Source organism: Streptomyces sp. MRC013, assembly GCF_023614235.1.
Taxonomy (GTDB): Bacteria; Actinomycetota; Actinomycetes; order Streptomycetales; family Streptomycetaceae; genus Streptomyces.
Window position 1 is genome coordinate 826959 of the sequence record NZ_CP094264.1, and the last position, 25256, is coordinate 852214.

Annotated in this window: 12 protein-coding genes and 2 pseudogenes; 7 read left to right on the forward strand and 7 right to left on the reverse strand. The window is 74.9% G+C overall.

Features of this window, described 5'->3' with window-relative positions:
- Positions 1–204: 204 nt before the first annotated feature.
- Positions 205–1545 carry an MFS transporter gene (locus LUW75_RS03705; protein WP_250334352.1) on the reverse strand — a complete coding sequence of 447 codons (1341 nt, stop codon included), beginning with the start codon at positions 1543–1545 and terminating at the stop codon, positions 205–207.
- Between the two features lie 1132 nt (positions 1546–2677).
- Between LUW75_RS03705 and LUW75_RS03710 the strand changes: the two genes are divergently transcribed.
- The 5 genes from LUW75_RS03710 (at position 2678) to LUW75_RS03730 (ending at position 9820) form a co-directional block, all read left to right on the forward strand.
- Entirely contained in the window at positions 2678–3127 is a 450-nt protein-coding gene (locus LUW75_RS03710; RefSeq protein ID WP_250334353.1) for an ATP-binding protein, read from the forward strand.
- Positions 3128–3643: 516 nt separating this feature from the next.
- Positions 3644–4630, forward strand: a complete 987-nt coding sequence (locus tag LUW75_RS03715) for an ATP-binding cassette domain-containing protein (RefSeq protein ID WP_250334354.1) — start codon at positions 3644–3646, stop codon at positions 4628–4630.
- Complete coding sequence (locus LUW75_RS03720; protein WP_250334355.1) at positions 4627–5430, forward strand: ABC transporter permease; 804 nt, start codon at positions 4627–4629, stop codon at positions 5428–5430. The genes LUW75_RS03715 and LUW75_RS03720 overlap by 4 nt, the downstream gene beginning before the upstream one ends.
- Positions 5431–5482: 52 nt before the next feature.
- Positions 5483–6481: an ArsR/SmtB family transcription factor gene (locus tag LUW75_RS03725; protein WP_250334356.1), complete on the forward strand. Its 999-nt coding sequence runs from the start codon at positions 5483–5485 to the stop codon at positions 6479–6481.
- Between the two features lie 48 nt (positions 6482–6529).
- A complete protein-coding gene (locus LUW75_RS03730) occupies positions 6530–9820 on the forward strand; it encodes an AfsR/SARP family transcriptional regulator (protein ID WP_250334357.1) in 3291 nt (1096 codons plus the stop codon).
- A 26-nt stretch (positions 9821–9846) separates the two neighbouring features.
- Here LUW75_RS03730 and LUW75_RS03735 read toward each other — a convergent pair whose 3' ends face one another.
- Together LUW75_RS03735 and LUW75_RS03740 are read right to left on the reverse strand one after the other, a co-directional pair.
- Positions 9847–10491, reverse strand: coding sequence for a response regulator (locus tag LUW75_RS03735; protein ID WP_250337532.1), 645 nt, complete (start codon positions 10489–10491; stop codon positions 9847–9849).
- Between the two features lie 423 nt (positions 10492–10914).
- Positions 10915–11430 (reverse strand): annotated as a pseudogene (locus LUW75_RS03740) (histidine kinase); the annotation flags it as partial.
- Positions 11431–11835: 405 nt separating this feature from the next.
- On the opposite strand from LUW75_RS03740, the gene LUW75_RS03745 reads away from it, so the two are divergent.
- Both LUW75_RS03745 and LUW75_RS03750 read left to right on the forward strand, forming a co-directional pair.
- Positions 11836–12582, forward strand: coding sequence for an ABC transporter ATP-binding protein (locus LUW75_RS03745; RefSeq protein WP_250334358.1), 747 nt, complete (start codon positions 11836–11838; stop codon positions 12580–12582).
- Positions 12579–15125, forward strand: a complete 2547-nt coding sequence (locus LUW75_RS03750) for an ABC transporter permease (RefSeq protein ID WP_250334359.1) — start codon at positions 12579–12581, stop codon at positions 15123–15125. Before LUW75_RS03745 ends, LUW75_RS03750 begins: the two co-directional genes overlap by 4 nt.
- A gap of 79 nt (positions 15126–15204) precedes the next feature.
- On the opposite strand, the gene LUW75_RS03755 is transcribed toward LUW75_RS03750, so the two are convergent.
- From LUW75_RS03755 to LUW75_RS03770, 4 genes and pseudogenes are all read right to left on the reverse strand, one after another.
- Positions 15205–15414: an MbtH family protein gene (locus LUW75_RS03755; protein WP_250334360.1), complete on the reverse strand. Its 210-nt coding sequence runs from the start codon at positions 15412–15414 to the stop codon at positions 15205–15207.
- Between the two features lie 107 nt (positions 15415–15521).
- A complete protein-coding gene (locus LUW75_RS24250) occupies positions 15522–22859 on the reverse strand; it encodes a non-ribosomal peptide synthetase (RefSeq protein ID WP_284453799.1) in 7338 nt (2445 codons plus the stop codon).
- A 124-nt stretch (positions 22860–22983) separates the two neighbouring features.
- Positions 22984–23319, reverse strand: a pseudogene (locus LUW75_RS24255) (condensation domain-containing protein); the annotation flags it as partial.
- Positions 23320–23371: 52 nt separating this feature from the next.
- Entirely contained in the window at positions 23372–25237 is a 1866-nt protein-coding gene (locus tag LUW75_RS03770; RefSeq protein ID WP_349816459.1) for a non-ribosomal peptide synthetase, read from the reverse strand.
- Between the last annotated feature and the right edge of the window lie 19 nt (positions 25238–25256).

Sequence of the window (25256 nt, forward strand, 5' to 3'; positions counted from 1 at the left end):
CGGCACCGGCCGTCGGGGCGCCACCCGCCGGCGCCGGAGCACCGCCCCTGACGGCGGGTCACCGGGCCCCGGCCACCGGGGCGCGCCCGCTGGGGCGGGGCCGGCGCCCGCCGGTGGCCGGGGCCGGCACCCGCCCGGTGTCCCGCGGCGCCCGCGCCCCGGCCGCGGGTGCCGCGCCGGTGCGGCGGACGGGGGTCCCGCCGGTCACACCCGCCGCGCGGCGATGGCCGCCGCTCCGAGCGCGCAGGCGATCGCGGCCGCGAGGTAGGCGAGGTGGTAGCCGGTGAGCCGGTCCCCGGAGGCCGTCGCGACCAGGACCATGACCGCCACCCCGACGCTGGCGCCGATCTGCTGCGCCACGACGTTCAGCGCCCCGGCGACCGCGTGCCGCTCGGGCTCGACGCCCGTGAGGGCCGCGGACGTCATCGAGGGGAAGTTCAGTCCTTGGCCGATGCCGCTGATGACCAGTCCGGGCAGCAGGTGCAGCAGGTAACTGCCGTCCTGCGGCGTGGTCATCCACAGCGCCGTTCCCATGCCGATCAGGGTGAGTCCGACGGCCATCAACGTGCCCGAGGCGTACTTGGCGAGCAGGCGTCCGGTGACGAAGCTGGCGGTGAGCGTCACGGCCATCGACATCGGCACCATCGCGATGCCGGACTCGAACGGCGAGTAGCCCAGCACCCCCTGCATGTACAGCGGCGCGAAGAACATGAGCCCGACCGAGCCCATGTACTGGAGGAACGCCGCCAGGCTCGCGGCCCGCACCGACGCGACCCGGAAGAGGCCGAGGGGCAGCGCCGGGTCGGCACTGCGGTGTTCGCACACGACGAAGAGCACCAGGGAGACCACCGCGGCGCAGAGCGCGCCCCAGGCCGCCGCCCCGTCGGTGCTCACGCCGACGATCAGCAGGGTGAGGCCGAGCGTGCCCGATATCGCGCCGGGCAGGTCCAGTCGGCCGCCGCGCGCGACACCGCGGGACAGCCCGGCGCGCGTCATGGCCAGCACGGCCAGTCCCAGCGCCGTCGAGAGGCCCAGCACCGACCGCCAGCCGAGGAACTCGGTCAGCGTGCCGCCCAGCAGCACTCCGACGCTGAAGCTGGAGGCGCCGACCGCCGTGTACACGCCGAGCGCCCGGTTGCGCATCGGGCCGGCCGGGAACACCTCGGTCAGCAGGGCCAGTGCGGCCGGACCCGACAGGGCCGCGCCGATGCCCTGGACCGCCCGCGCGCCGAGCAGCACCGCGGTGTCCGGCGCCAGGGCCCCGGCCAGGGCCGCCGCCGTGAACAGGCCGACCCCCAGCTCGAACACCGTCCGCCGGCCGAACACGTCGGCCAGGCGACCGCCCACCAGCAGGAAGCCGGCGAACGTGACGGCGTAGGCGGTCATGACCCACTGGAGCGTGGCGTCGTCCAGGTCGAAGTGCGCTCCGACGGAGGGCAGGGCGGCGTTGAGCACCCCGAGGCCGCTCACGTCCAGTGCGAGCGCGCCGGTCAGCACCGCGAGTGCCAGACCAGGCCGCCGCGGCACGGTCTCGGTACTGGTCATCCGCGCCGCCCGGGCGACTCGGCGCCGACCGCGTCCGTCACGCGATCCGGCGGCCCTCCCGCACCGACGAGCCGGACCGCGCTCCCGGAGCGTTCCGGTCCAGCGGCCCCGGCCCGTACCGCGGCGGCCGCCGCAGGACGACTCGGGAGACGTCCGTATAACGTCGCTCCGACACGGGCCGAAAGCGTCTGCCGTGCTGTGGCGGTCCCCGTATGTCGAGTGCCTCTCATCATGACGCGGGTGCCGGTCGGCACCGGTTCACGATTCATGGATTTCATGTCGAGCAGCTTGCAAGGACCGCCCGCCCGCTGTCCACCCCTATCCGACCCGATCGCCGCCGAAATAGGCCCTTCTCACTGGACCTTCACCGAACTCCGTATCGTACGGGCGTTACCGGTCCCCATTGTCTCGGAATTGGTCCACATTGAACGAGCATGCCCGACTGTTGCCCGTGATGCCCGAATCACCGCACCGGCACCGGACGAGGGGCCGAGCCGGACCCCCTGGGGTCGGAATCCTGCCACACCTCTTCCCACCTGCGGAATCGCACATCGCTCGCCACCTCCTCGGCGGCGGCCCGGCACCGGCCGGCCGGCTCCCGCGCCGGAGTCCCGGTCCACGCCGGTCCGCATGATTCCCGATCCGGGGTGCCGAAAATCCCGCCGCCGACGGGTGTGCGACCGAAAATCCCAGCACGCACGTTTTCGAGGGAAATACGGCCGGAGGACCGACCCATCCAGAATACGGAGCGTGCGCGCCGGCAGGCGGACAGTCACCCCGGGCCGAATTAGATTCCCATTCAACCAGATGGCTCGGCCGTCATTTCTTATGGTGCTGTCCGCCGCCGAACCGCGCATGACGGATGTGGGGCCGCCACCCGAAGTGCGTCCGCCGCCCCCTCCCCGGGCGCCCCGCCTTCCGGGCCGCCCGGCGGCGCCCGGACTCGGGAGGGGGCCCCGAAGCCGCCTCACCGCCGCCTCCGGGCGCGTACGCGCCGTGCCGCATCCCCGGGCCGGCGGCCCCAGCGCGGCGGTGGATCGTGCGCACCGCCCACCGGACGCACCCGTACGCTGACGCACCGTACGGACGGTACGTCTGGATCACGCCCCCGCGCGCCCCCCACGGTGGGCCCATGCACAGCACCACCCCTCACGCCCCCGCCGCGTCCCGGGCCTTCGCCCGGTCGCTGCCCTCCACCCGCCGCGGCGCCCGCCTGGCCCGGCTGCTCGCCGCGGAGCGGCTCCGGTCCTGGGAGGTGTCACCCGCCGCCGCCGAGCGAGCCGAGCGGATCACCGCCGAACTCGCCTCCAACGCGGTCCTGCACGGCCGGGTGCGGGGCCGCGGCTTCCGGCTCGTCCTCCTCCTCGACGGGACGGCCGGGAGACTCCGCGTCGCGGTCACCGATGCTCGCGGCGACCGGGTTCCGGTGCCCTCGGTGGCGCCCCTCCGGGAGGAGTCCGAGTCGGGCCGCGGCCTCCTCCTCGTCGAGTTGCTCGCCGACCGCTGGGGCACGGAGCCGTACCCGCCCGGCGGCAAGACCGTCTGGGCGGAACTCGACGGGCACCCCGCGGGCCCGCCGTGACCGGCCGGATCCCGGCCGCCCACCGGGGTCCGGCGCCGGAGGGGGGCGCCCGGCCGGCGGCGGTGCGCTCGCCGGAGCCCGGACATGCCGCGGCGGCGCGGCGGGCGTGCGAGCGCCGGAGTGAAGTGCTTTTTCGGACATTCTCTTCGGTGGGACGAACTTCACTTGTGGGGCGCACCTCCCTTTGGGCACGCCCCTCCCTTTCGCACGCCCACCCGCCCTTCGGGGACGGGCCCGCCCTTCGGTGACGGAGCCTCCCCTCGGGGACGGGCCTGCCTGTTGCGCGGCGGAGTGGGAGGCGGACGCCGGTCCCCGGCCGGTGCGGCCCTTCCCGCGGGGGCGGGGTCCGGACGCGGCCGCGGAAGCGTGCGCCGGGTGGCCGCCGGGGCCCGGGGACGGCGGGCCGGCGGCGCCGGGAGAGGCCGCCTCCCCGGGCGCGTTCGCGTCCTGTCAGTGGGTTGTGGGCTCGTTGTCAGAGCCCTCCCGGAGGATCCTGCCCGGACCCAAGGAGACCCCATGACACTCGCGATCCAGGCAGAGGGCCTGGTGAAACGGTACGGCTCGCACACGGCGCTCGCAGGCGTCGACCTGTCCGTACCCGCCGGAACGATCCTCGGCGTGCTCGGCCCCAACGGCGCCGGCAAGACCACGACCGTGCGCATCCTCTCCACCCTGCTGCGCCCCGACGAGGGCCGGGCCGTCGTCGCCGGGTACGACGTGCTGCGCCAGCCGGTCGCGGTGCGCCGCCGGATCGGCCTGACCGGGCAGTACGCCTCCGTCGACGAGGAGCTCACCGGCTTCGAGAACCTCGTTCTCGTCGGCCGGCTGCTCGAGATGCCGAAGGCCGAGGCGCGGGCGCGCGCGGCCGAGCTGCTGGAGCGGTTCTCCCTCACCGACGCCGGCGGGCGCCCGGTCAAGACGTACTCGGGCGGTATGCGCCGCCGGGTCGACCTGGCCACCAGCCTGGTGGGCCGGCCGGAGGTGCTGTACCTCGACGAGCCGACCACCGGCCTGGACCCGCGCAGCCGCAACGAGGTGTGGGACGTCGTGCAGGGGCTGGCCAACGACGGCGTGTCCGTGCTGCTGACGACCCAGTACCTGGAGGAGGCGGACCGCCTCGCCGACCGGATCACGGTCATCGACCAGGGCCGGGTGGTCGCCGAGGGGCGGGCCGACGAGCTGAAGAAGCGCACCGGCGGCCAGACCCTCCAGGTGCGGCCCTCCGACCCGCGGGACGTGCCGGAGGTGGTGCGCATCCTCGGCATGCTCACCGAGGCCGCGCCGACCGCCGACGCGGACACCGGCCTGATCACCACGCTGGCCGACGACACCGTGCTGCTGTCCGCGCTGGTGCGGCGGCTGGACGAGGCGGGCATCGCGGTGGACGAGCTCGCGCTGCGGCTGCCCAGTCTGGACGACGTCTTCCTGTCCCTCACCGGCAAGTCCGCCGCCGGAAACACCGACGGCGCCCCCGAACCGATCACCGAGCGGAGTGCGGTATGAGTGCCGTCGTCGAGTCGACCGCCGTCGAGCGCGTGGGGCTGGTGCGCGGCCTCGGGCACGGCCTCACCCTGGCGGCCCGGAACATCCGCTACATCCTGCGCTCCCCGGCCACCCTGGTGGACACGATCATCCAGCCGGTGCTCTTCCTCGTGGTGTTCGCGCTGCTGTTCGGCGGCGAGATCGCGGGCGACTGGCAGGCGTACCTCCAGCCGCTGGTGCCCGGGCTGATGGTGCAGATCATCCTGTACGCCAGCGCCGGCACCGGGCTCGCCCTGAACACCGACGTCGTCAAGGGGGTGTTCGACCGCTTCCGCAGCCTGCCCATCGCACGCTCCGCGCCGCTGGTCGGCGCCGTCCTCGGTGACGTGGTGCGCTACGCCCTGGCGCTGGTCGTCCTGCTCGGCCTGGCCTTCGCGATGGGCTTCCGGGTGGAGACCGGCCCGGTCGAGGTGCTGCTCGCGATGCTGCTGGCGATCGGCGTCGGCCTCACCATGTGCTGGCTCTCGGTGCTGATCGGCATGGCCGCGCAGAGTCCGCAGGCGGTTCCGGGCATCACCATGGCCCTGGTGCTCCCGCTGACGTTCGGCAGCAACATCTTCGCCTCGCCCGAGACCATGCCGGGCTGGCTGCAGTGGTGGGTGGGGGTCAATCCGGTCAGCCACTTCGTGGACGCCACCCGGGCCCTGATGCTCGGCGGGGACGTTTCGGGGCCGCTCGTGGCCAGTTTGATCTGGATGGCCGTCCTGTTCGCCGTACTGTTCCCGTTGGCCGTACGCACGTACGCCCGCCGGACGAGGTGAGTTCACGTCGGGTTGGCATATTGGTCATTGGACTCAGAGCAGGAGGACATGCGTGCTGACCGTGCACTTCACTCACGAGGACATCGCCAAGGCCTATATGTCGCCCACGGCCCGTCCTGAGGCGGAGGCGTTGTACGCCCTCGGCCACCTGGAGCGCTCCGCGCGCCAGAGCAGGGGCGTGGGGAGGTGGGTGTCGCACGCACGCGCCTGGGTGGCGGCGCGGCCGTCGCGCCACCCGGCCCTGCAGCACGCGCTGCGACTCAGCGACGACCTGATGCCGTTACTGCTGTCGCGCCGCGCCCCGGACCGGGGCGCGGCGGTGCCGGAGGGGACCCGGCGGGCGCTGGCCGCGCTGGCCGAGTTCCGCAGGGCCTGCGTCACCCCGTACGAGACGAGCATCCGGGAGATACTCGACGAGACCCGCCACCGCTACTCGAACATGGTCGCCCGGCTGGGGCTCGCGGAGACGCTCGAACGGCTGCAGTGCAAGGCCAAGTGGGAGGCCGGCAGGCTGACGGTCGACTACGGCCCGGACCGCGAGGTCTTCCTCGACGGCCAGGGGCTGGAGCTGGTGCCGTCGGTCTTCCTCAGCGGTCCCCCGCAGCTGCACACCCGGCAGGACCGGGCGGCGGAGCGCACCGGGGCGGAGCGCTCCGCCGCCCGGCCGGTGAACGTCATGGTATTCCCGGTCTGCTCGCACGGCCTGGCCACCACCGCGCTGGTGAAGGACGCCCAGCGGCCCACCAGGCCGCTGCCGCAGCTGCTCGGGCGGACCCGGGCGGCGGTGCTGGAGCGCCTCACCCGGCCGCAGTCGACCAGTGAGCTCAGCGCCGCGCTGCGCATCTCGGTGACCACGGCCAGCGAGCACGCCTCGGTGCTGCGCAGCTCGGGGCTGGTCTCCACGACCAGGAACGGCAGCAGCGTGCTCCACGAGGTGACCCCGCTGGGGGCCCTGATGCTGAACTCCCCGCCGGAGCCCACGCGCACGTGGTGCCGCGAGTGCGACGAGCGGTGTGCCGTGGGAGGCGAGGCCAGGGAGCTGGTCGCATGACATGATGATCCGCGGATGAGCGAGAGGTGTGCCGGGAGAGTGGCGAACGTGCGTTTACTGCTTCTGGGCCCACTCGAACTGCGCGACCGCGACGGTCGGCCGGTGCCGCCGGGCGGTCGCCGCGTCGGCCTGCTCCTCGCCCGGCTCGCGCTCACCCCCGCCGAACTCGTCCCCACCGGCACCCTCGTCGCCGACCTGTGGGAGGACGAGCCGCCGGCCGCCGGCGGGATCAACGCACTGCACCGGCTGGTCTCCCGGGCCCGCCGCACGCTTCACCGGGCCGGCCACGACGACGTGGGCGTGGTCTCGGGACCCGGTGGCTACACCCTGGCCGTCGACCCGTCGGACGTGGACGCGCACCGGTTCGAACGGCTCGCGGCGGAAGGCCGCCGGCTGCTGCGCGCGGGCACCCCCGAGCAGGCCGCGTCGGTGCTCCGGGAGGCCCTGTCGCTCTGGCGCGGTCCGGTCCTGCCCGAGTTCGCCGACGTCGGGTTCGCCGGGCGCGCCGCCACCCGGCTGGAGGAGCTGCGGCTCGCCGCCGTCGAGGACCACGTCGAGGTCCGGCTGGAGCCGGGCCGCGCGCCGGAGCTCCTGTCCGAGCTGTACGACCTGACCACCGCGCACCCCCTGCGGGAGCGCGCCACCGGTCTCCTCATGCGCGCCCTCCAGCTCTCGGGCAGCCCGGCGGAGGCGCTCGCCGCGTACGAGCGGCTGCGTGCCGCGCTCGCCGACGAGCTCGGTGCCGTGCCGTCGGCCGAGTTGCGGCGCCTCCACGCCGAGGCGCTGACCGACGGCGCCCGGCGGGGCGCGGCCGGCGCTCCCGACGGGCCCGCCGGCGTGCGGCCCCGGAGCGCCGGACCCGGAGCGGCGGCCACGGCGTCCGCGCCGCCGTCCGGCGCGCCCGCGCCGACCGGGAAGCGGGGCCTGCCCAGTCCCATCACCCGCTTCGTCGGCCGCTCCGGCGAGCTGCAGCGGGTGGCGGCCTCCCTGCGCGGTTCCCGGCTGGTCACGCTGTACGGGCCGGGCGGGGTGGGCAAGACCCGGCTCGCCGCCGAGTTCGCCTCCCGCGCCGACTCGGGCACCGCCGACCTGGTGCGCCTGGTCGAACTCGCCGGGCTCCGCGCCGGCGACGACCTGCCCGACACGGTCGCGCGGGCGCTCGGGCTGCCCGGCGCCCCCCTGCTGGAGCAGCCCCAGTCCGGGCGCAGCCGGTTCGACCAGCTCACCGCCTTCCTGTCGGCCCGGCGCGTCCTGCTGGTCCTCGACAACTGCGAGCACCTCATCACGGAGGTCTCCCGGTTCGCCTCCGAGCTGCTGGCCGCCTGCCCGCGGCTGCTGCTCCTCGCCACCAGCCGCGAACCGCTGATGATCACCGGTGAGGCGATGTGCCGGGTCGACCCGCTGCACCTTCCGTCGTCCGAAGCCGAGGCCGAGCACTCCACCGCCGTGCAGCTCTTCTGCGACCGGGCCGCGCTGGTGCGCCCCGGCTTCGCCCTCACCCCGGCCAACGCGGCCCAGGTGGTGGAGGTCTGCCGCAAGCTCGACGGGCTGCCGCTGGCGATCGAACTCGCCGCCGCCCGGCTGCGGTCGATGTCCCTCCAGCAGATCACCGAACGCCTCGACGACCGCTTCCGGCTCCTGGCGGCCGGCAACCGCACCACCGCCGCCCGGCACCGCACCCTGCGCGCCACCATGGACTGGAGCTGGGCGCTGCTGACCGAACCCGAGCGCGCCCTGGCCCGGCGGCTCTCCGCGGCCGGGAACGGCGTGACCCAGGACGCGGCCGCCGCCGTCGGCGCGGGTCCGGGCCTGGCGGAGGAGGACGTGCCGTACGTCCTGTCCTCGCTGGTCGACAGGTCCCTGCTGCACCTGTGGGAGACCGAGGACGGCGAGATGCGCTACCGCATGCACGAGACCACCAGGGCGTACTGCGCGGAGCGCCTCGCCGAGGCCGGTGAGCGCGAGTCGGCGGAGGCCGCCTGCACCCGGCACTTCCTCGAACTCGCGGAGCGCGCCGCCGGGCACCTGCGCGGTACGGGCCAGGCGCGCTGGATCACCCGGCTCGACGCCGACCACGGCAACGTGCTGCTGGCCCTGCGCCGGGCCGTGGACGGCGGGGACGTCGACACCGCGGTCCGGCTGGGGCTGGCCCTGAGCTGGTACTGGGTCATGCGCGGCCGGTACACCGAGGCCAACAGCCGGTGCGCCGAGCTGATGCGGTTCGGTGCGCGCGTGCCGGAGAGGGCCGCGGCCCTGTTCACCACGTTGCGGCTGCTGCTGCCCGCGCCCCCCGGCCGCGACCCGGACGGCGGGGACCGCGACCAGGGCGTCGCCGAGGCGGCCCGGCGGGCCCGCGACTGCGACGCCATGGGCGAGCACCCCCTGCTGGCCCTGTTGGAACCCAAGTGCTGGCAGCTCGCGGGCGAACACGAGGAGATGGAGCGCAGCGCCCGGCGGGCCTGCGCCCACCCGGACGCCTGGGCACGGGCCTCCGGCCGTGCCGCCCTCGGCTTCGCGGCGGAGACCGCGGGCGACGTCGGCGCGGGCGAACGGCACCTGCGGGCCGCGTTGGAGTCGTTCCGCGAGCTGGGCGACCAGTGGTCCACGGGCCAGCTCACCTCCATGCTGTCCCGGTTCACCTCGCTGCGCGGGGACACCGAAGGGACGCTGGCGCTGCTGCACGAGGCGCACGACGCGATCGAGGCGGTCGGCTCGGCCGACGACATCGCGCAGATCCGGGTGCGGCTCGGCTTCGAGCAGCTCCGCTCCGGGGAGTACAACGCCGCGGAGGTGAGCTTCCGCCGCGTACTGCACGGCCCGCGGCGCACCATGCCCGAGCACGAGGTGCTCGTGGCCGCGGGCATGGCGGAGCTGGCCATCCGCCGCGGGCAGCCGCCCATCGCCTCCATGCGGCTCGAACGGGCGCTGCGGCTGCTCGACGACACCCTCATCGACAAGGAGTACCTGCGCATCGAGGTGCTGCGGCGCACCGCCGCGCTGGAGTTGTCGCAGGAGACGGGGGACGTCGCCGCGGCCCGGTCGGCGGCGGCCGAGGCGCTGCGGCTGGCGCTGCCGCTCAACGACATGTGGGTGCTCGCCACGGTCGCCGAGCTGCTGGCGACGGTCGCCCTGCACGAGGGCGGGCCGGAGCGGGCGGCGCGGCTGCTCGGCACGGCGACGGCGCTGCGGGGCCTGGCGGACCTGGGGAGTCCCGAGGTGCGGGCCCTGGGCGAGGAGCTGACCGCGCGGCTGGGCGCGGCGGAGTTCCGCCGGGTGCGCGCGGAGGGCGAACACCTCTCCCGGGAGGCGGCGGTGCGCGCGCTGGTGGCCGCGGTCTGAGGGGTCCGGCCGCGGCCCGGCCGCGTCTACCGGTTGAGGAAGGCCAGGACCGCCAGGACGCGGCGGTGTCCGGTCCCCGACGCGGGCAGGCCCAGCTTGGTGAAGATGTTCTTGATGTGCTTGCTCACCGCCGGTGCCGACAGGCCCAGCAGTTCGCAGATCCGCCCGTTGTCGTGGCCCTCCGCCATCAGGCCGAGCACCTCGCGCTCGCGCGGGGTGAGCTGGTCGAGCGGGTCGTGGGTGCGGCGCCGGCCGAGGAGCTGGGATATCACCTCGGGGTCCATGACCGTGCCGCCCGAGTGGACGCGGTGCAGCGCCGCCATGAACTCGGCGACGTGGCCCACCCGGTCCTTCAGCAGGTAGCCGATCCCGCTCGCGTCGTCGCCGAGGAGTTCCGTCGCGTAGTTGTCCTCCACGTGCGCGGAGAGCACGAGCACCGGGAACCCGGGGCGCCCGCGGCGGAGTTCGGCGGCGGCCCGCAGGCCCTCGTCGCGATAGGTCGGGGGGAGCCGCACGTCGAGCACCACCACGTCGGGCGTCAGGGTCTCCACCAGCTCGGGCAGTTCGTCGGCCCGGTCCACGGCGCCGACGACCGTCATCCCCTCCGTCGCCAGCAGCAGTTCGAGCCCCGCCCTCAGCAGGGCGTCGTCCTCAACGATCAGCACGCGCATGGAAGTTCCACCCGGATGGTCGTGGGCCCGCCCGGCGGGCTGGACACCTCGGTCGTTCCGTCGAAGGCCGCGACCCGGCCCCTGATGCCGGCGAGCCCGCTGCCGCGGGTCTCGTCGGCGCCACCGCAGCCGTCGTCGGTCACGGTGACGTACAGGATCTGCCCCTCGGTTCCCACGGTCACACGGATCCGGGAGGCTCCGCTGTACTTGACGGCGTTGGTGAGGGTCTCGGCGACGACATGGTACGCGGCCACCTCCACCGCCGCGGGGGGCGCGGGTCAGTTCGCCGATCTCGAGGTCGCACGGCAGCGGGCAGCGCAGGGTGAGGGCCGAGACCGCGCCGGCCAGGCCGCGGTCGGCGAGCACCGGCGGGTAGATGCTGCGCACGACGTTCCTCAGTTCGGAGAGGGCCTCCTCGGCCGCCGACTGGGTCACCCCGATCAGCTCGCGGGCCTTGGCGGGGTCGCCGTCCATGAGGCGTTCGATGATGCCCAGGTGCAGCCGCACGGCGACCAGCCGGTTCTGGGTGGAGTCGTGCAGCGCGCGTTCGATGCGGCGCAGTTCCGCGGCGTGCGCCTCCAGGGCCTCCGCCCGGGAGGTGGTGACCTCGGCGAGCCGGTGGGCGAGCCGCGCCCGGCCGGGGGCGGTCAGCTGGCGGACCCTGAGCCGGGCGTGCAGCAGGGCCACCGGCGGGGCCAGGTACACCAGGAGGGCCAGGTGCGGGACCGTCGCCACGGGGGTGAGGAGCGCGGTGGGCCAGTCGCGGACCTCGAAGAGGGCGGGGCTGAGCACGACGTGCGGCGGGAGCAGCCACCACCACAGCGGGAGAGTGAGGGCGACGGCGGCGGTGAGCGCCGGCACGAGGACGAAGACGCCCGCCATCAGTCCGGCCAGCGCGTTGACCACGGACCGGCCGAGTTCGCGCCGCAGCCGGGCCATTTCCTCCCGCGGCCCGGGCGCCGGCGCCCGGGGGCCGGTATCTCCCTCCTCATGAAAACGGAGAGGCTGGCGTCCAGATCTCTGGCCCGTTTTCTGCTGGCCCGCTCCAGCACGGTGGGCACAAAATCGGTGCGCACCCCCGTAGCGGAGAACACACAGGCGAAAACGAGGAGGGGAAGCGCGAACCAGGAGCCCGCGGCCGAGCGTGCGGCGGCGACCAGATAGCGCACCTCGGGCCGCGCCTCGTGAACCTTTTTCCTCAGGGCCGAACCGATACTCCGCTTCCCGGGCATATCTGGGTGCACCTTCCCGGGTGTACCCAACTCTCCGTTGTCCGGCTTCGCGGCGGCGTGATAACTTCCCGGCGTCATTCTGAGCGGGGGTTTCCTCTTGTCCGGCGTTTCCATGAATTACAGCGCACCCGACGCGCCTGCACTGGCCTTGCGCGACGTAACGAAAAACTATGGCTCCAAAGAGAATTCCGTGCAAGCCCTTCGGGGTATTTCCGTAGAACTTGCACGGGGCACCTTCACTGCGGTAATGGGACCGTCCGGTTCCGGAAAGAGCACATTCCTGCACTGCGCCGCCGGGCTGGACCGCCCCAGCGGGGGCGAGGTCCGGCTCGGCGGCGTCTCCCTGTCCGGCATGGGCGAGGCCGAGCTGACCGGCCTGCGACGGGACCGGATCGGGTTCGTGTTCCAGGCGTACAACCTGCTGCCCTCGCTGAGCGTGCGGGACAACATCACCATGCCGCTGCGGCTCAGCGGTGCCTCCCCGGACCGCGCCTGGCTGGAGGAGATCACCGAGCGCGTCGGGCTGACCGGCCGCCTGCGCCGCCGCCCGTCCGAGCTCTCCGGCGGCCAGCAGCAGCGGGTGGCGATCGCCCGGGCGCTGATCAGCCGGCCCGACGTCATCATGGCCGACGAGCCGACCGGCGCCCTCGACTCCCACACCGGCAAGGAAGTGCTGCGGCTCTTCCAGGAGCTGGTCCACGACCTCGGGCAGACCGTGCTGATGGTCACCCACGACCCCGTCGCCGCGTCGTACGCGCACAGCGTGCTCTTCCTCGCCGACGGCAGGCTCGTCGAGCGGCTCGACTCCCCGACGGCCGAGACCGTCGCCGAACGCATGGCGCGGCTCGGAGGCCGGTGACCGTGCTCGAGATCGCGTGGAAGACCCTGCGCGCCCGCAAGGCGGCGTTCCTCGGCGCCTTCGTGGCGCTGTTCTGCGGTACGGCGGTGATCGCCGCGTCCGGCATCCTCGTCGAGTCGGGGCTGCGGACGTCGGTGCGGCCCGAACGCTACGCCGGTGCCGCGGTGATGGTCGGCGGCAACCAGACCCTGCGGATCCCCGGCGGCGACTTCACCGTCCAGGAGACGCTGCCCGAGCGGGCCCGGCTGAAGGCGGGCACCGTCCGCGCGGTGGCCGGCGTCCCGGGGGTGGAGCGCGCCGTCGGCGACTACGACTTCGCCGTCGCCCTGGCCGGCGCGGACACCGGGCCGGTGTCCGGGCACGGCTGGGACAGCGCGGTCCTCGGCCCGTTCCGGCTGACCGAGGGCCGGGCACCCGCGTCCGCCGCCGACGTGGTGCTGGACGCCTCCACCGCCCGGGCCGCCGGTGTGCGCGCCGGGGACCGGGTCCGCGTCGTCGTGGAGTCCGTGCCCGCCGAGTACCGGGTCGCCGGCATCGCCGCGCCGGCCGGCGGCGCCGCGCTCGAGCGCCGGGGCGCGGTGTTCTTCACCACCGCCACCGCCGCCCGGTTGTCCGGCCACCCCGGCGCCTTCGACGCCGTCGGCGTGCTCGCCGAGGGCGGCGCCGACGCCGACGACCTGGCCGACCGCATCCAGGACGGCGTCCCCGGCACCGTCACCTACACCGGCAACGACCGGAGCAGGCTGGAGTTCCCCGACGTCGGTTCCTCCAGCGGGCTGCTCATGCTGGTCGCCACCTCCTTCGGGGGCATGGCGGCCTTCGTCGCCATGTTCGTGGTCGCGGGCACCCTCGGGCTCTCCGTCAACCAGCGGCGCCGGGAGTTCGCGGTGCTGCGCGCCATCGGCTCCACCCCGCGGCAGGTCTACAAGCTGGTCCTCAGCGAGGCGCTGCTGGTCGCGGTCGTCGCCGGCGTCCTGGGCTGCGTCCCCGGCGTGGCCGTGGCGGAGCTGCTGCGCGGCCTGTTCGCCGGGTTCGGCGCGATCCCCCACGACCTCCCCCTGGTCGTCGGTCCCGTGCCGATGGTGGTGGCGCTGGTCCTGGGCGTCGGCACCGCTCTGGTGGCGGGGCTGATCGCCGCGTACCGCCCCGCGCGCATCAACCCCGTCGACGCGCTCGGCGAGGCCGCCGTGGAGCGCCGCGGACTGCCCGTGTGGCGCGTGCTGCTCGGCCTCTTCCTCTTCGGCATCGGCACCCTCGCGGCCCTGATGCCCCTGGTGGTGCGCAGCGAGTTCGGTGCCGCCGGGGCCGGCGGGGCGGCGCTGCTCGGCCTGGTCGGGCTCGCCCTGCTGGGGCCGCTGGTGGTCCGCGCCGTGGTCGCCGTGATCGGCCTGCCGCTGCGGGCGAGCCGGGTCAGCGGCTTCCTCGCCGCCTCCAACAGCCTCACGTCGGCGCGGCGGCTGAGCTCCGCGGTCATGCCGCTGGTGCTCGCCATCGGCTTCAGCGTGACCCTCGTCTACACCCAGACCACCCTGTCCGCGGTCTCCGGCAGGCAGGTCGAGGAGGGCCTGGGCGCCGACTACGTGGTGGGCGACGGCGGTTCGGGCGGTCTGGCGCCGCAGGTCGTCGACCGGGTCCGCGGGGTGAAGGACGTGGAGGTGGCGACCGCCGTGTCCACGTCCAAGGGCTTCATGTCCGTCACCGTCTTCGAGGACAAGGAGATCGCCGGCTTCTCGCTGCGCGGCGTCACCCCCGAGAAGCTCTCCCGGACCATCGACCTCGGGGTCGTCGACGGCGACGTCGGGGACCTGCGCGGCCGGACCCTGGCCATGGAGGACTCCCAGGCCGCCCTGCTGGGCGTCGCGGTCGGCGAGCGGGTCCCGCTGTACCTCGGCGACGGCACCCTCACCGAGCTGAAGCTGGTCGCCACGTACGAACGCGGCATCGGCTTCGGCGAGATGACCGTCCCCCAGGAGGTCCTGGCCGGGCACACCACGGCCCGCTCCCCCGGGCAGCTGCTGGTACGGGTCCGGGACGGCGGCGACCGCGCGGCGGTCGGCGCCGCGCTGCGGAAGCTGGCCGAGGCGCACCCCTCGCTGTCCGTGCAGGACCGGAGCGGCTTCTCCGCCGGGGTGCGGGAGGAGGCGACCACGGCCGCCTGGGTGAACCTCACGGGCCTGGCGCTGATCCTGGCCTACATCGCCATCTCCGTCGTCAACACCCTGGTCGTGGCGACCGCGGCCCGCTCCCGCGAGTTCGCCCTGATGCGGCTGATCGGCATGACCCGCCGCCAGGTGCTCCGCACCCTGCGCTGGGAGTCGCTGCTGATGTGCGCCATCGCGGTGCTGCTGGGCACCGCGATGACCCTGCTGCCGCTCGGGGCGCTGAGCCTCGCGTTCCTGGGTCGTCCGCTGCCCGCCGGGTCCCCGCTGATCTACGTGTCGGTGACCGGCGCCACGGTGGTGCTCGGCGTCGTGGCGACGATGCTCCCGGTGCGGCTGGCCCTGCGGGCCAAGCCGGTCGAGGCCATCGGCGTACGCGAGTAGCGGTACCGCGGGTGGGAGAAGGGGGCGGGGCCCCGGCCGGTCGTCCGGCCGGGGCCCCGCCCCCTCGCGTGCGTCCCGCTCAGGCGCCCATGGCCTCGACGAGGCTCTTGGGCCGCATGTCGGTCCAGTGGGTGTTGATGTACTCGACGGCCTCGGCGCGGGAGGTCTCGGCCAGGACGGTCTCCCAGCCGGCCGGCACCTCGGCGAAGGACGGCCACAGGGAGTGCTGGCCCTCGGCGTTGACCAGGACCAGGTAGGTGGCGTTCTCGTCCTCGAAGGGGTTGCTCATGGGATGTTTCCTCTCGTGTGTCCCGTCCGCTGTCCGCGGGGTGTGCCTGCCGTGGGTGGTCTGTCTGCCGCGGGCCCGGTCGCCGCGGGGTCTGCTCGCCGGACGGTCTACCTGCCCGGTGCCGCGGCCTCCGCGATCTCGCGCAGGCCGTCGCCGAAGTCCTGGGCGAGCCGTTCGACCGTCTCACGCCGGTGCAGCGCCGCCGAGTACGTCCAGGAGAACTCCAGGCGGTCCCCGGACACACTGCCGGTGACGTCCAGGACGTTCGTACGCAGCTCGGCGGGCGCGTGGTCGCCGCCGGGGCCGGGCAGGAACCGGCGGTAGAAGCCGTCCCCGCCGTCCTGACCGCCGAACTGCCCCAGGTAGTTGAAGGAGACCGGCACCATCGGCAGGTTCCTCAACCCGGCCCGCTGCTCCTCGGTGCCCAGGTGGGCGAGGGCGCCGAAGCCGATGCCGTTGCGGGGCACCCGGCGCAGCTGGCGCTTCACGGCCGAGACCGTCCGGCGCCAGTCCGCGTCGCCGGGCAGGTCCAGGGCGACCGGGTAGACGGTGGTGAACCAGCCGGCCGTGCGGGAGAGGTCGACGTCGTCGAAGAGCTCCTCGCGGCCGTGGCCCTCCAGCTCCACCAGCACCCGGGAGGAGCCGGTCCACCGCTGGAGGGTGCGCCCCAGCGCGGCCAGCAGCACGTCGTTGATGCGGCTGCGGAAGACGCCGGGCACCCGCTGCAGCAGCAGGCGGGTCTGCTCCTCGGTGAGTGCCGACACCACCGTCCCCTGCGAGGCCACGGTGTTGTCCCCGCCGGGGTGGTCCAGCGGCACCTCGACCGGCGCGCCGTCGAGGACGCCGGCCCAGTGGGCGGCCTCGTCGTCGAAGCCGCCCTCGCGGGTGAACTCCGCGAGGCGGTTCGCCCACTGCGGGAAGGAGGTGGACTTGGCCCCCAGGTCGGGCTGCTTCCCGGCGGCGAGCTGCTGGTAGGCGGTCGCCAGGTCCTCCAGGAGCACCCGCCAGGTCACCCCGTCGACCACCAGGTGGTGGGCGCACAGCAGCATCCGGACGGGGCGGGCGGCGCCGCTGTCGAAGGCGACGGCCTCGAACAGCGGACCGGTCTCCAGCCGCCCGGCGGGCCGGGCGCGGTGCGCCCGTTCGCGGATCGCCGCGTCGAGGGCGTCGTCGTCCAGCCCCGAGGTGTCGACGGTCTGCCAGGCGCCCGGCGCGTCGTCGCGCGGCGCGATCCGCTGCCTCCACTCGCCGTCCTCGCGCGTGACGCGCAGCCTGAGCATGTCGTGCTGCTCCAGGACGGCCTCGACGGCCCGGGGCACCAGGGCGAGGTCGACGGCCTCGTCGAGTTCGACGAGCAGCGTCATGTCGAAGTGCTCGGGCGCCTCGGGGTGGCTGCCGAGGAACCAGCTCTGCACGGGGGTGAGCGGGACCTCCCCCGTCACCGCGCCCTGCTCGGCCCCCGCCCCGCGGGCGGCGGCCGGCGACTGCCCGCCCGCGTCGAGCCCGACGGCGAGTCCGGCCACGGTCTGGCGTACGAACACGTCCTTCGAGGTCAGCTCGAGGCCGGCCTTGCGGGCCCGGGACACCAGCTGGATGCTGAGGATGGAGTCGCCGCCGAGCTCGAAGAAGTTGTCCTCGGCGCCGACGCGCTCCACGCCGAGCAGCTCGGCCCAGATGCCGGCGAGGAGGCGCTCCGTCGCGGTGCGCGGCTCCACGTAGGCGGCGCCGGCGAGGGCGTCGTGGGACGGCTGCGGCAGGGCCGCGCGGTCCAGCTTGCCGTTGGCGTTGAGCGGGAGCTCGTCGAGGAGCACGACGGCGGCGGGGACCATGTACTCGGGCAGCGCGGCGGAGGCCGCCGCCCTGACCTCGCGGGCGGTGACGCCCTCGGCCACCACGTAGGCGACCAGGCGCCGGGCCCCGGGCGAGTCCTCGCGTACGACGGCGACGGCGTGCCGGACCCCGGGCGCCGCGGCCAGGACGGCCTCGACCTCGCCGAGCTCGATGCGGAAGCCGCGGATCTTCACCTGGTTGTCGGCGCGGCCGATGAACTCCAGCTCGTGGTCCGCCGTCCAGCGCACCACGTCGCCGGTGCGGTAGAGCCGGCTGCCGGCCGGGCCGAAGGGGTCGGCGACGAACCGTTCCGCCGTCAGGTCGGGCCGTCCGGCGTACCCCTGGGCCACGCACGCGCCGCCCAGGTACAGCTCGCCGTGCACCCCGACGGGCACCGGCCGCAGCGCGGCGTCCAGCACGTGTGCGCGCACCCCCGGCATGGGGCGGCCGATCAGCGGCTTCTCGCCGTCCCGGATCGGCCAGTACACGCTGTTCACGGTGTTCTCGGTGGGGCCGTAGAAGTTGTACCCGGCGCTCACCCCGGCCGCGCGCAGCCGGGCGAGCAGGGCCTCGTCGAGCGCCTCGGCGCCGACGGTGACCACCTGCGGGCGGTGGCGGCCCTCGTCGAGCAGTCCGGCCGCGACGAGCTGGGTGAGGTACGACGGGGTCGCGTCGAAGTAGTCGATGCGCCACTCGTGCAGGGCGCGGCACAGCTCCTCCGCGTCCAGCCGGGTCCGCTCGTCCACCACGTGCAGGTGGTGGCCGTCGAGCAGCCACACCAGGGGGTCCCAGGACGCGTCGAAGGAGAACGCGGCGATGTGCGCGGCGCGCCGGGGCGCGCCGGGGTCCGGCAGCGCGTCGAGCACGACCGCGCGGTAGCCCTCGATCATGGCCCGCAGGTTGCCGTGGGCGATCACGACGCCCTTGGGGGTGCCGGTGGAGCCGGAGGTGTACATCACGTACGCCGGGTGGGCGTCGGTGAGCGGCCGGACCCGCTCGGCGTCGGTGAGCGGCGAGCCGTCCTCCCCGGCCAGGGCGGCGGCGAGGTCCCCGTCCAGGGACACCACGTCCGTCTCGGGGCCGAGCAGCTCGCGCAGCGCGGCCGCGCTCGGCTCGACGGTGAGCACGCTGTGCGGGCGGGCCTGGCCGACGATCGAGCGGATCCGCTCGTCGGGGTAGGCCGGGTCGACGGGCACGTAGGCGGCGCCGGCCCGCAGTACCGCGAACACGGCGGTCACCACGTCCGCGGTGCGCGGCAGGACCAGGGCGATCCGGTCGCCGGGCCCGGCGCCGGCGGCGATGAGCCGGCGGGCCAGCCGGTTGACGCGGGCGTCGAGTTCCCCGAAGGACAGCGTGGTGTCCCCCGCGGTCAGCGCGGGCCGCTCCGGGTGCGCGGCGGCGGCCTCGGCCAGGCCGTGCAGGACGTGGCCGTCCCCCGCGTCGAGGGCGGGCCCGGACGCGGCGGCCAGCAGCTCGCCGCGGGTGGCGTCGGACAGCGGGACGAGGTCGCGCAGGACGCGGCCGTCGTCCTCGGCCATCAGGCGCAGCAGCAGCGTGAGCTGGTCGGCGAAGCGGGCGACGGTCTCGGGGTCGAACAGGTCGGTGTTGTACTCCAGCGCGCCCAGCAGCCGGCCGTCCACCTCCCCGAAGTCCAGGCTGAGGTCGAACAGGGAGTGCTCGCGGACCAGCGGGTACTCGGTGAGGTCCAGGCCGTCGAGGTGCGGGGTCTGGCCCGGCGCGTTCTGCAGCGCCACGACCGCCTGGACCAGCGTGGGCCGCGACGGGTCGCGCTCGGGCGCCACCGCCTCCACCACCCGGTCGAAGGGCACGTCGGCGTGTTCGAACGCCTCCAGGACGGTCTCGCGGACGTCGGCGAGCAGCCCGGCGACGGTCGCCGACTCGTCGACGCGGCCGCGCAGCGCCAGGGTGTTGACGAAGAACCCGACGATGTTCTCCAGCTCGGCGCGTTCCCGGCCGGAGGTGACCGTGCCGACGGTGATGTCGTCCTGGCCGGTCCACCGGGACAGCAGGAGGCGGACCGCGGCGGTGAGCGTCATGAACAGCGTGGTGCCGTTCGCCCGGCCGAGCCGGTGCAGCCCGTCCAGGACGTCGGCGGGGACGGCGAAGTCGTGCACCGCGCCGGCGGTGCCGCGCACGGTGGGGCGCGGGCGGTCGGTGGGCAGCTCCAGCGGCTGGGCGCCGGCGAGCCGCCGCGTCCAGTGCTCCAGGGACTCGCGGAAGGCCTCCGAGGACTCCCTGCGGGTCTGCCACACGGCGAAGTCGGCGTACTGCAACGGCAGTTCGGGCAGTCCGGCGCGTGCGGGCAGCTCGGCGGCGGGCGTGCCGGGGTGGGACAGCGCCGCCGCGTACAGGGAGCCGAGCTCCCGGGTGATCACCGACATCGACCAGGCGTCGGTGACGATGTGGTGGATGCTCATGAGGAGCACGTGCTCCTCGGGGCCGAGCCCGACGAGCAGCAGCCGCAGCAGCGGGCCCTCGTCCAGCGCGAAGGGCCGCTGGACCTCCGCGGCGAGCCGCGCGTCGAGTTCCTGTCCGGACCGGCCGGTCAGGTCCTCGAAGGGCAGCGGTACGGGCGCGGGCGGGCGGACGACCTGCACCGGGCTGCCGTCCCGCGGGACGAAGACGGTGCGCAGCGACTCGTGCCGGTGCACCAGGGCGTCCAGGGCCGTTCGCAGCGCCGCCCGGTCCAGCGGGCCGGTGAGCCTGAGCGCGCCGCCCGAGTTGTACTCGGAGCCGCCCGGCTCGAAGTCGTCCAGGAACCACAGGCGGCGCTGGGTGAACGACAGCGGCAGCGGCTCGTCGCGCGGCACGGGCGTGATCCGGTCGGCGTCCGGGTCCTCCGCGGCCGCGGTGGCGTCGATCAGCGCGGCGAGCCCGGCGATCGTCGGGCGGTCGAAGACGCTGCGCGGCGGCAGCCGCACCCCGAGCACGTCGGCGGCCCGGGACAGCATCCGGACGCTGCCGACGGAGTCCCCGCCGACCCGGAAGAAGTTGTCGTGGACGCCCGGGTCCTCCAGGCCGAGCAGCTCGGACCAGATCCCGGCGAGCGCGGTCTCGGTGGGGGTGGAGGGGGGCACGTGGCCCGCGCCCGACTGGCTCGCCCAGTCGACGGCGGGCAGCGCCTTGCGGTCCACCTTGCCGTTGCTGGTCAGCGGGACCGCGTCGAGGAGGCAGAAGGCGGCCGGCACCAGGTACTCCGGCAGGACCGCGGCCAGCTCCTCGCGCAGGCCGTCCACGGTCGCCGCGCCGGGCTCGGCCGGCACCACGTACGCGACGAGCCTGCGGTCGGTGCCGCGGCCCTGCACGTCGACGACGGCCTGCGCCACCCCGGGCAGCCGCAGCAGGGTGCCCTCGATCTCGCCGGGCTCGACGCGGTGGCCGCGGATCTTCACCTGGCCGTCGGAGCGGCCCAGGAACTCCAGCTCGCCGTCGGCGCGCCGGCGCACCACGTCGCCGCTGCGGTACATGCGGGCGCCCGCCGGGCCGAAGGGGTCGGCGACGAACCGCTCCGCGGTCAGGGCGGCCCGCCGCCAGTAGCCGTGCGCCAGGCCGTCGCCCGCGATGTACAGCTCGCCGGGCACACCGGGCCCGACCGGCCGCAGCCAGCGGTCCAGCACGTACACCCGGGTGCCCTCGATCGCGGTGCCGATCGGCGGGGTGCCCGCGCCGGACAGCGGGGCGCTCATGGTGGCGCACACGGTGGACTCGGTGGGCCCGTAGGCGTTGAACATCCGGCGCCCCGCGGAGAACTGCGCGACCAGCTCGCCGGAGGTCGCCTCGCCGGCGACCAGCAGCGCCTTCAGCGGGCGCAGGTCCTCCGGGTCGAGGCCGGGCAGCAGGGCGGGCGGCAGCGTCACGTGGGTGACGCCGTACGCCTCGAGCGCCCGGACGAGCCCCTCGCCGTGCAGCTGCTCCCTGGGCAGCACCACGGAGGCGGCGCCGTTGAGCAGCGCCACGGTCAGCTCGGCGATCGCCGCGTCGAAGGCCGGCGAGGCGAACTGCAGCATCCGCGCCCCCGGGCCCACGTCCATGCGGGAGCCCTGCGCCGCGGCCAGCGCCGCGATGCCGCGGTGGCCCACCAGCACGCCCTTGGGGCGGCCGGTGGAACCGGAGGTGTAGATCATGTACGCGGCGTCCTCGACCGTGGCGGGGTGCGGCGCGGGCTCGCAGGCCAGGACCTCGTCGCGCACCCGGTCGAGCAGGATCGGTTCGACCGTGCCGGGGAGCACCCCGGCGACGGAGGTGTCGGTGACGACCGTGCGCACCCCCGAGTCCTCCAGGACGTAGGAGAGGCGCTCGGCGGGATAGCCGGGGTCCAGCGGCAGGTAGACGCCGCCCGCCTGCACGACGCCGAGCAGCGCGGCCACCTGGTCGGCGCCCCGCTCCAGGCACACGCCCACGAAGTCGCCGCGGCGCAGGCCGCGGCGCAGCAGGTACGCGGCGAAGCGGGCGGCCCGGTCGGCCAGTTCGGCGAAGGTCAGCTGCTCGCGGTCGGAGACGACGGCGACCTCGTCGGGGTGGTGCGCGGCCCGCTCGGCGAGGAGTTCGCCGAGGGTGCGCGGGGTCGGGCCGGCCGCGCCCCGGCCGGCGTCGAGCGCCCGCGCGCGGCCGTCGGCGCCGAGCGGTTCGGTGTCCCGCAGCGGCCGGGGGTCGGCCGCCGCGGCCAGCGCCGCACACAGGTCGCGGGCGAGCAACTCGATCGTGCCCGCGTCGAACAGCTCGGTGGCGTACTCGATCTGCGCGTCCAGGCCGTCGGCGGTCTCCTGGAACTCGAAGGTCAGGTCGAAGACGGCGTGCTCGCGCCGCAGCGGGTAGGGCTCGACCTCCAGCCCGCCGAGGCCGGTCCGCTGCCCGTTGCCGAGGTTCTGCAGGACCACCGTGGCCTGCACCAGCGGCGGCGTGGAGGGGTCCCGCTCGTCCAGTACGGCGTCCACGACGGCGTCGAAGGGCACCTCGGCGTGGTCCAGGTCGGCGAGCACGCCGTCCTTGACCCCGGCGAGGAACTGCCCGAAGGACTGCCGCTCGTCCACCCGCCCGCGCAACGCGACGGTGTTGACGAAGAAGCCGACCGTGTCGCGCAGCTGCGGGTCGTCCCGGCCGGCCACGACCGTGCCGAGGACCACGTCGTCCGAACGGGTCCAGCGGGACAGCACCAGCCGCACCCCCGCGACCAGCACCGTGAAGAGGTTGGCGTCCTGCTCGGCGGCGGCCTGCCGCATCGCGTCGGCGGTGGCCTTCGGGACGCGGAAGAAGTGGGAGCCGCCGCCGGTGCCGCGCACCGGCGGCCGCGGGCGGTCGGTGGGCAGGGCCAGCGGTTCGGCCCCGGCCAGCTTGGTCCGCCAGTGCTCCAGGGAGCGCTCGTGGCGCTCGCCGCTCAGCCGTTCGCGCTGCCACACCGCGTAGTCCGCGTACTGCACGGCCGGCTCGGCCAGGCCGGCGGCGCCGGGCAGCTCGGCGGCGGGCGCGGCGGGCCGCTCCAGCGCGGCCCGGTACAGCACGTCGAGTTCGGAGCGCAGCACGCCCATCGACCAGCCGTCGGTGACGATGTGGTGCATCGTCACCAGCAGCACGTGCCGGCGCTCGCCGGCCCGCACCACGTGGACGCGCAGCAGCGGCCCGGTGGCCAGGTCGAAGGGGGAGGGCGTGGCGCTCGGCCAGCGCCTCGTCCAGGGCCTGCTCGCCGTGCGCCTCGGCGAGCTCGAAGAGCAGCGCGTCCTCGGCGTCCTGCGGCGGCCGCACGCGCTGCACGCCCCTGCCGTCCTCCTCGTGGAAGGTGGTGCGCAGCGACTCGTGCCGCACGACGAGCGCGGTGCAGGCGCGGCGCAGCGCCTCGGGATCCAGGTCGCCGCGCAGCTCCAGGCAGAAACCGGAGTTGTAGTCGGCCCGCCCCGGTTCCAGCCGGTCGAGGAACCACAGGCGCTGCTGGGCGTACGACAGGGGCAGCTCGCCGTCCCGGGGGGCGCGGGTGATCCTGTTGCGGTCCTTGCGGGCCTGCTGCGTCGCCAGCCGGCGCAGCATCTCCTGCTTCAGCCGTTCCTTGCGGTCGAGGGTCATCGTGCTGTCCTCCGGCGCTGGTGCGAGTGGTGGGTCGGCAGGGGGGCCATGGTCAGTCCCCGTCCTCGAGTTCGGCGAGGACGGCTTCCTCGACGGCCTCCGCGAAGGCCCGCAGTGTCTGGTGCGTGAACAGGGCCCGGGTCGGCATCCGCACCCCGAGGGCGGTCTCCACGGCGCCGACGACCTGGATGCTGCGGACCGAGTCGCCGCCGATGTCGAAGAAGTTGTCGTGGACGCCGACCCGTTCCAGGCCGAGGATTCCGGCCCAGATCTCGGCGAGCGCCTCCTCGGTGACGGTCTCCGGGGCCTCGTAGCTCTCCTCGGAGAGCCGTGACCAGTCGGGTGCGGGCAGCGCCCGGCGGTCCACCTTGCCGTTCGGCGTCAGTGGCAGCGTGTCGATGGGCAGCAGCAGCGTCGGCACCATGTACGCGGGGAGCATCCCGGCGAGTTTGGCCCGTACGGCCTCCGCGTCGGGCACCGTTCCCGGCTCCTCCGGGAGGAGGTGGCCGACCAGCTGCTTGGCCCCGGACGGCGAGTCCGCGACGGCCACTGCGGCGCGGGCGACGCCCGGGCAGTCGGCGAGCGCGTTCTCGATCTCGCCGAGCTCGATGCGGAAGCCGCGGATCTTGACCTGTCCGTCGGCGCGGCCGATGAACTCGATCCGCCCGTCGGTGTTCCAGCGCACCACGTCGCCGGTGCGGTAGAGGCGCCCGCCGGTGGAGAACGGGTCGGCGACGAACCGCTCGGCGGTCAGCGCGGGCCGGTTCTCGTAGCCGCGGGCCAGTCCGTCGCCCGCGAGGTACAGCTCGCCCGCCGCCCCGGCCGGCACCGGCCGCAGCAGCGCGTCCAGGACGTAGGCCCGGGTGTTGTCCATCGGCCGCCCGATGGGCGTCGCGGCCGCGCGGGCCTCGTCGGCGGTGATCGGGGTGCAGGTGGCGAAGGTGGTCGTCTCGGTGGGGCCGTAGACGTGCACGACGGCGGTGTCGGGGCACGCCTCGGTGACCCGGGCGAAGGCCGCGGGCTGGGCCGCCTCGCCGCCCGTCCACACCTCGCGCAGTCCGCCGAAGCACCCCGGGTCCTGCTGGGCGAACAGGTTGAACAGCGCGGTCGTCAGGAACATCGCGGTGACGCCGTGCTCGGCCGCCTGGGCGCGGATGGTCTCGGCCGTCAGGTCCCCTGCCGGGGCGACGGAGACGGCGCCGCCCGCGAGCAGCGGGGTCCACACCTCGTAGGTGGCGGCGTCGAAGGCGTGCGGCGAGTGGAAGAGCACCCGCTCGTGCCCGTCCCGCCAGCGCCGGTCCAGGGCCAGCGCCACGATGCTGCGGTGGCTGACGGTGACGCCCTTGGGGGTGCCGGTGGACCCGGAGGTGAACATCACGTACGCGGCGGAGTCGGCCGGCACCGGCGGCAGCGCGGTGCCCTCGTCCTCCGGGACGGCGTCACCCGTCGCGTCGTAGGTGACCACCGGTACGCGGGGGTCGGCGAGCCGGTCGAGCATCGAGGTGTCGGCGACGACCGCCGCGGCGGCGGTGTCCTCCAGCAGCCAGGCCACCCGGTCCGCGGGGAAGGCCGCGTGCACGGGGACGTACGCCCCGCCCGCCTTCAGCACCGCCAGCATCGCCACGACCACCCGCGGGGAGCGCGGCATCAGCAGCAGCACCCGGGACTCCGGGCCGACGCCCCGCTCGCGCAGCACGCGGGCCAGGCGGTCCGCCTCGGCGTCGAGCTCGGCGTAGGTGAGCGACTCCCCGTCGCCGATGACGGCGACCGCCTCGGGCCGCCGCGCGGCCTGCGCGGCGAAGAGCTCCGGGACCGTGCCGTCGGGCACCTCGGCGGTGCCGCCGTCCTGGAAGGCGTCCAGGGCGGGGTCGCGCCGGACCGGCATCCGGCCGAGGGGGCTGTCGGCCCCGTCGACCATCGCCCGGAGGATGTCGCCG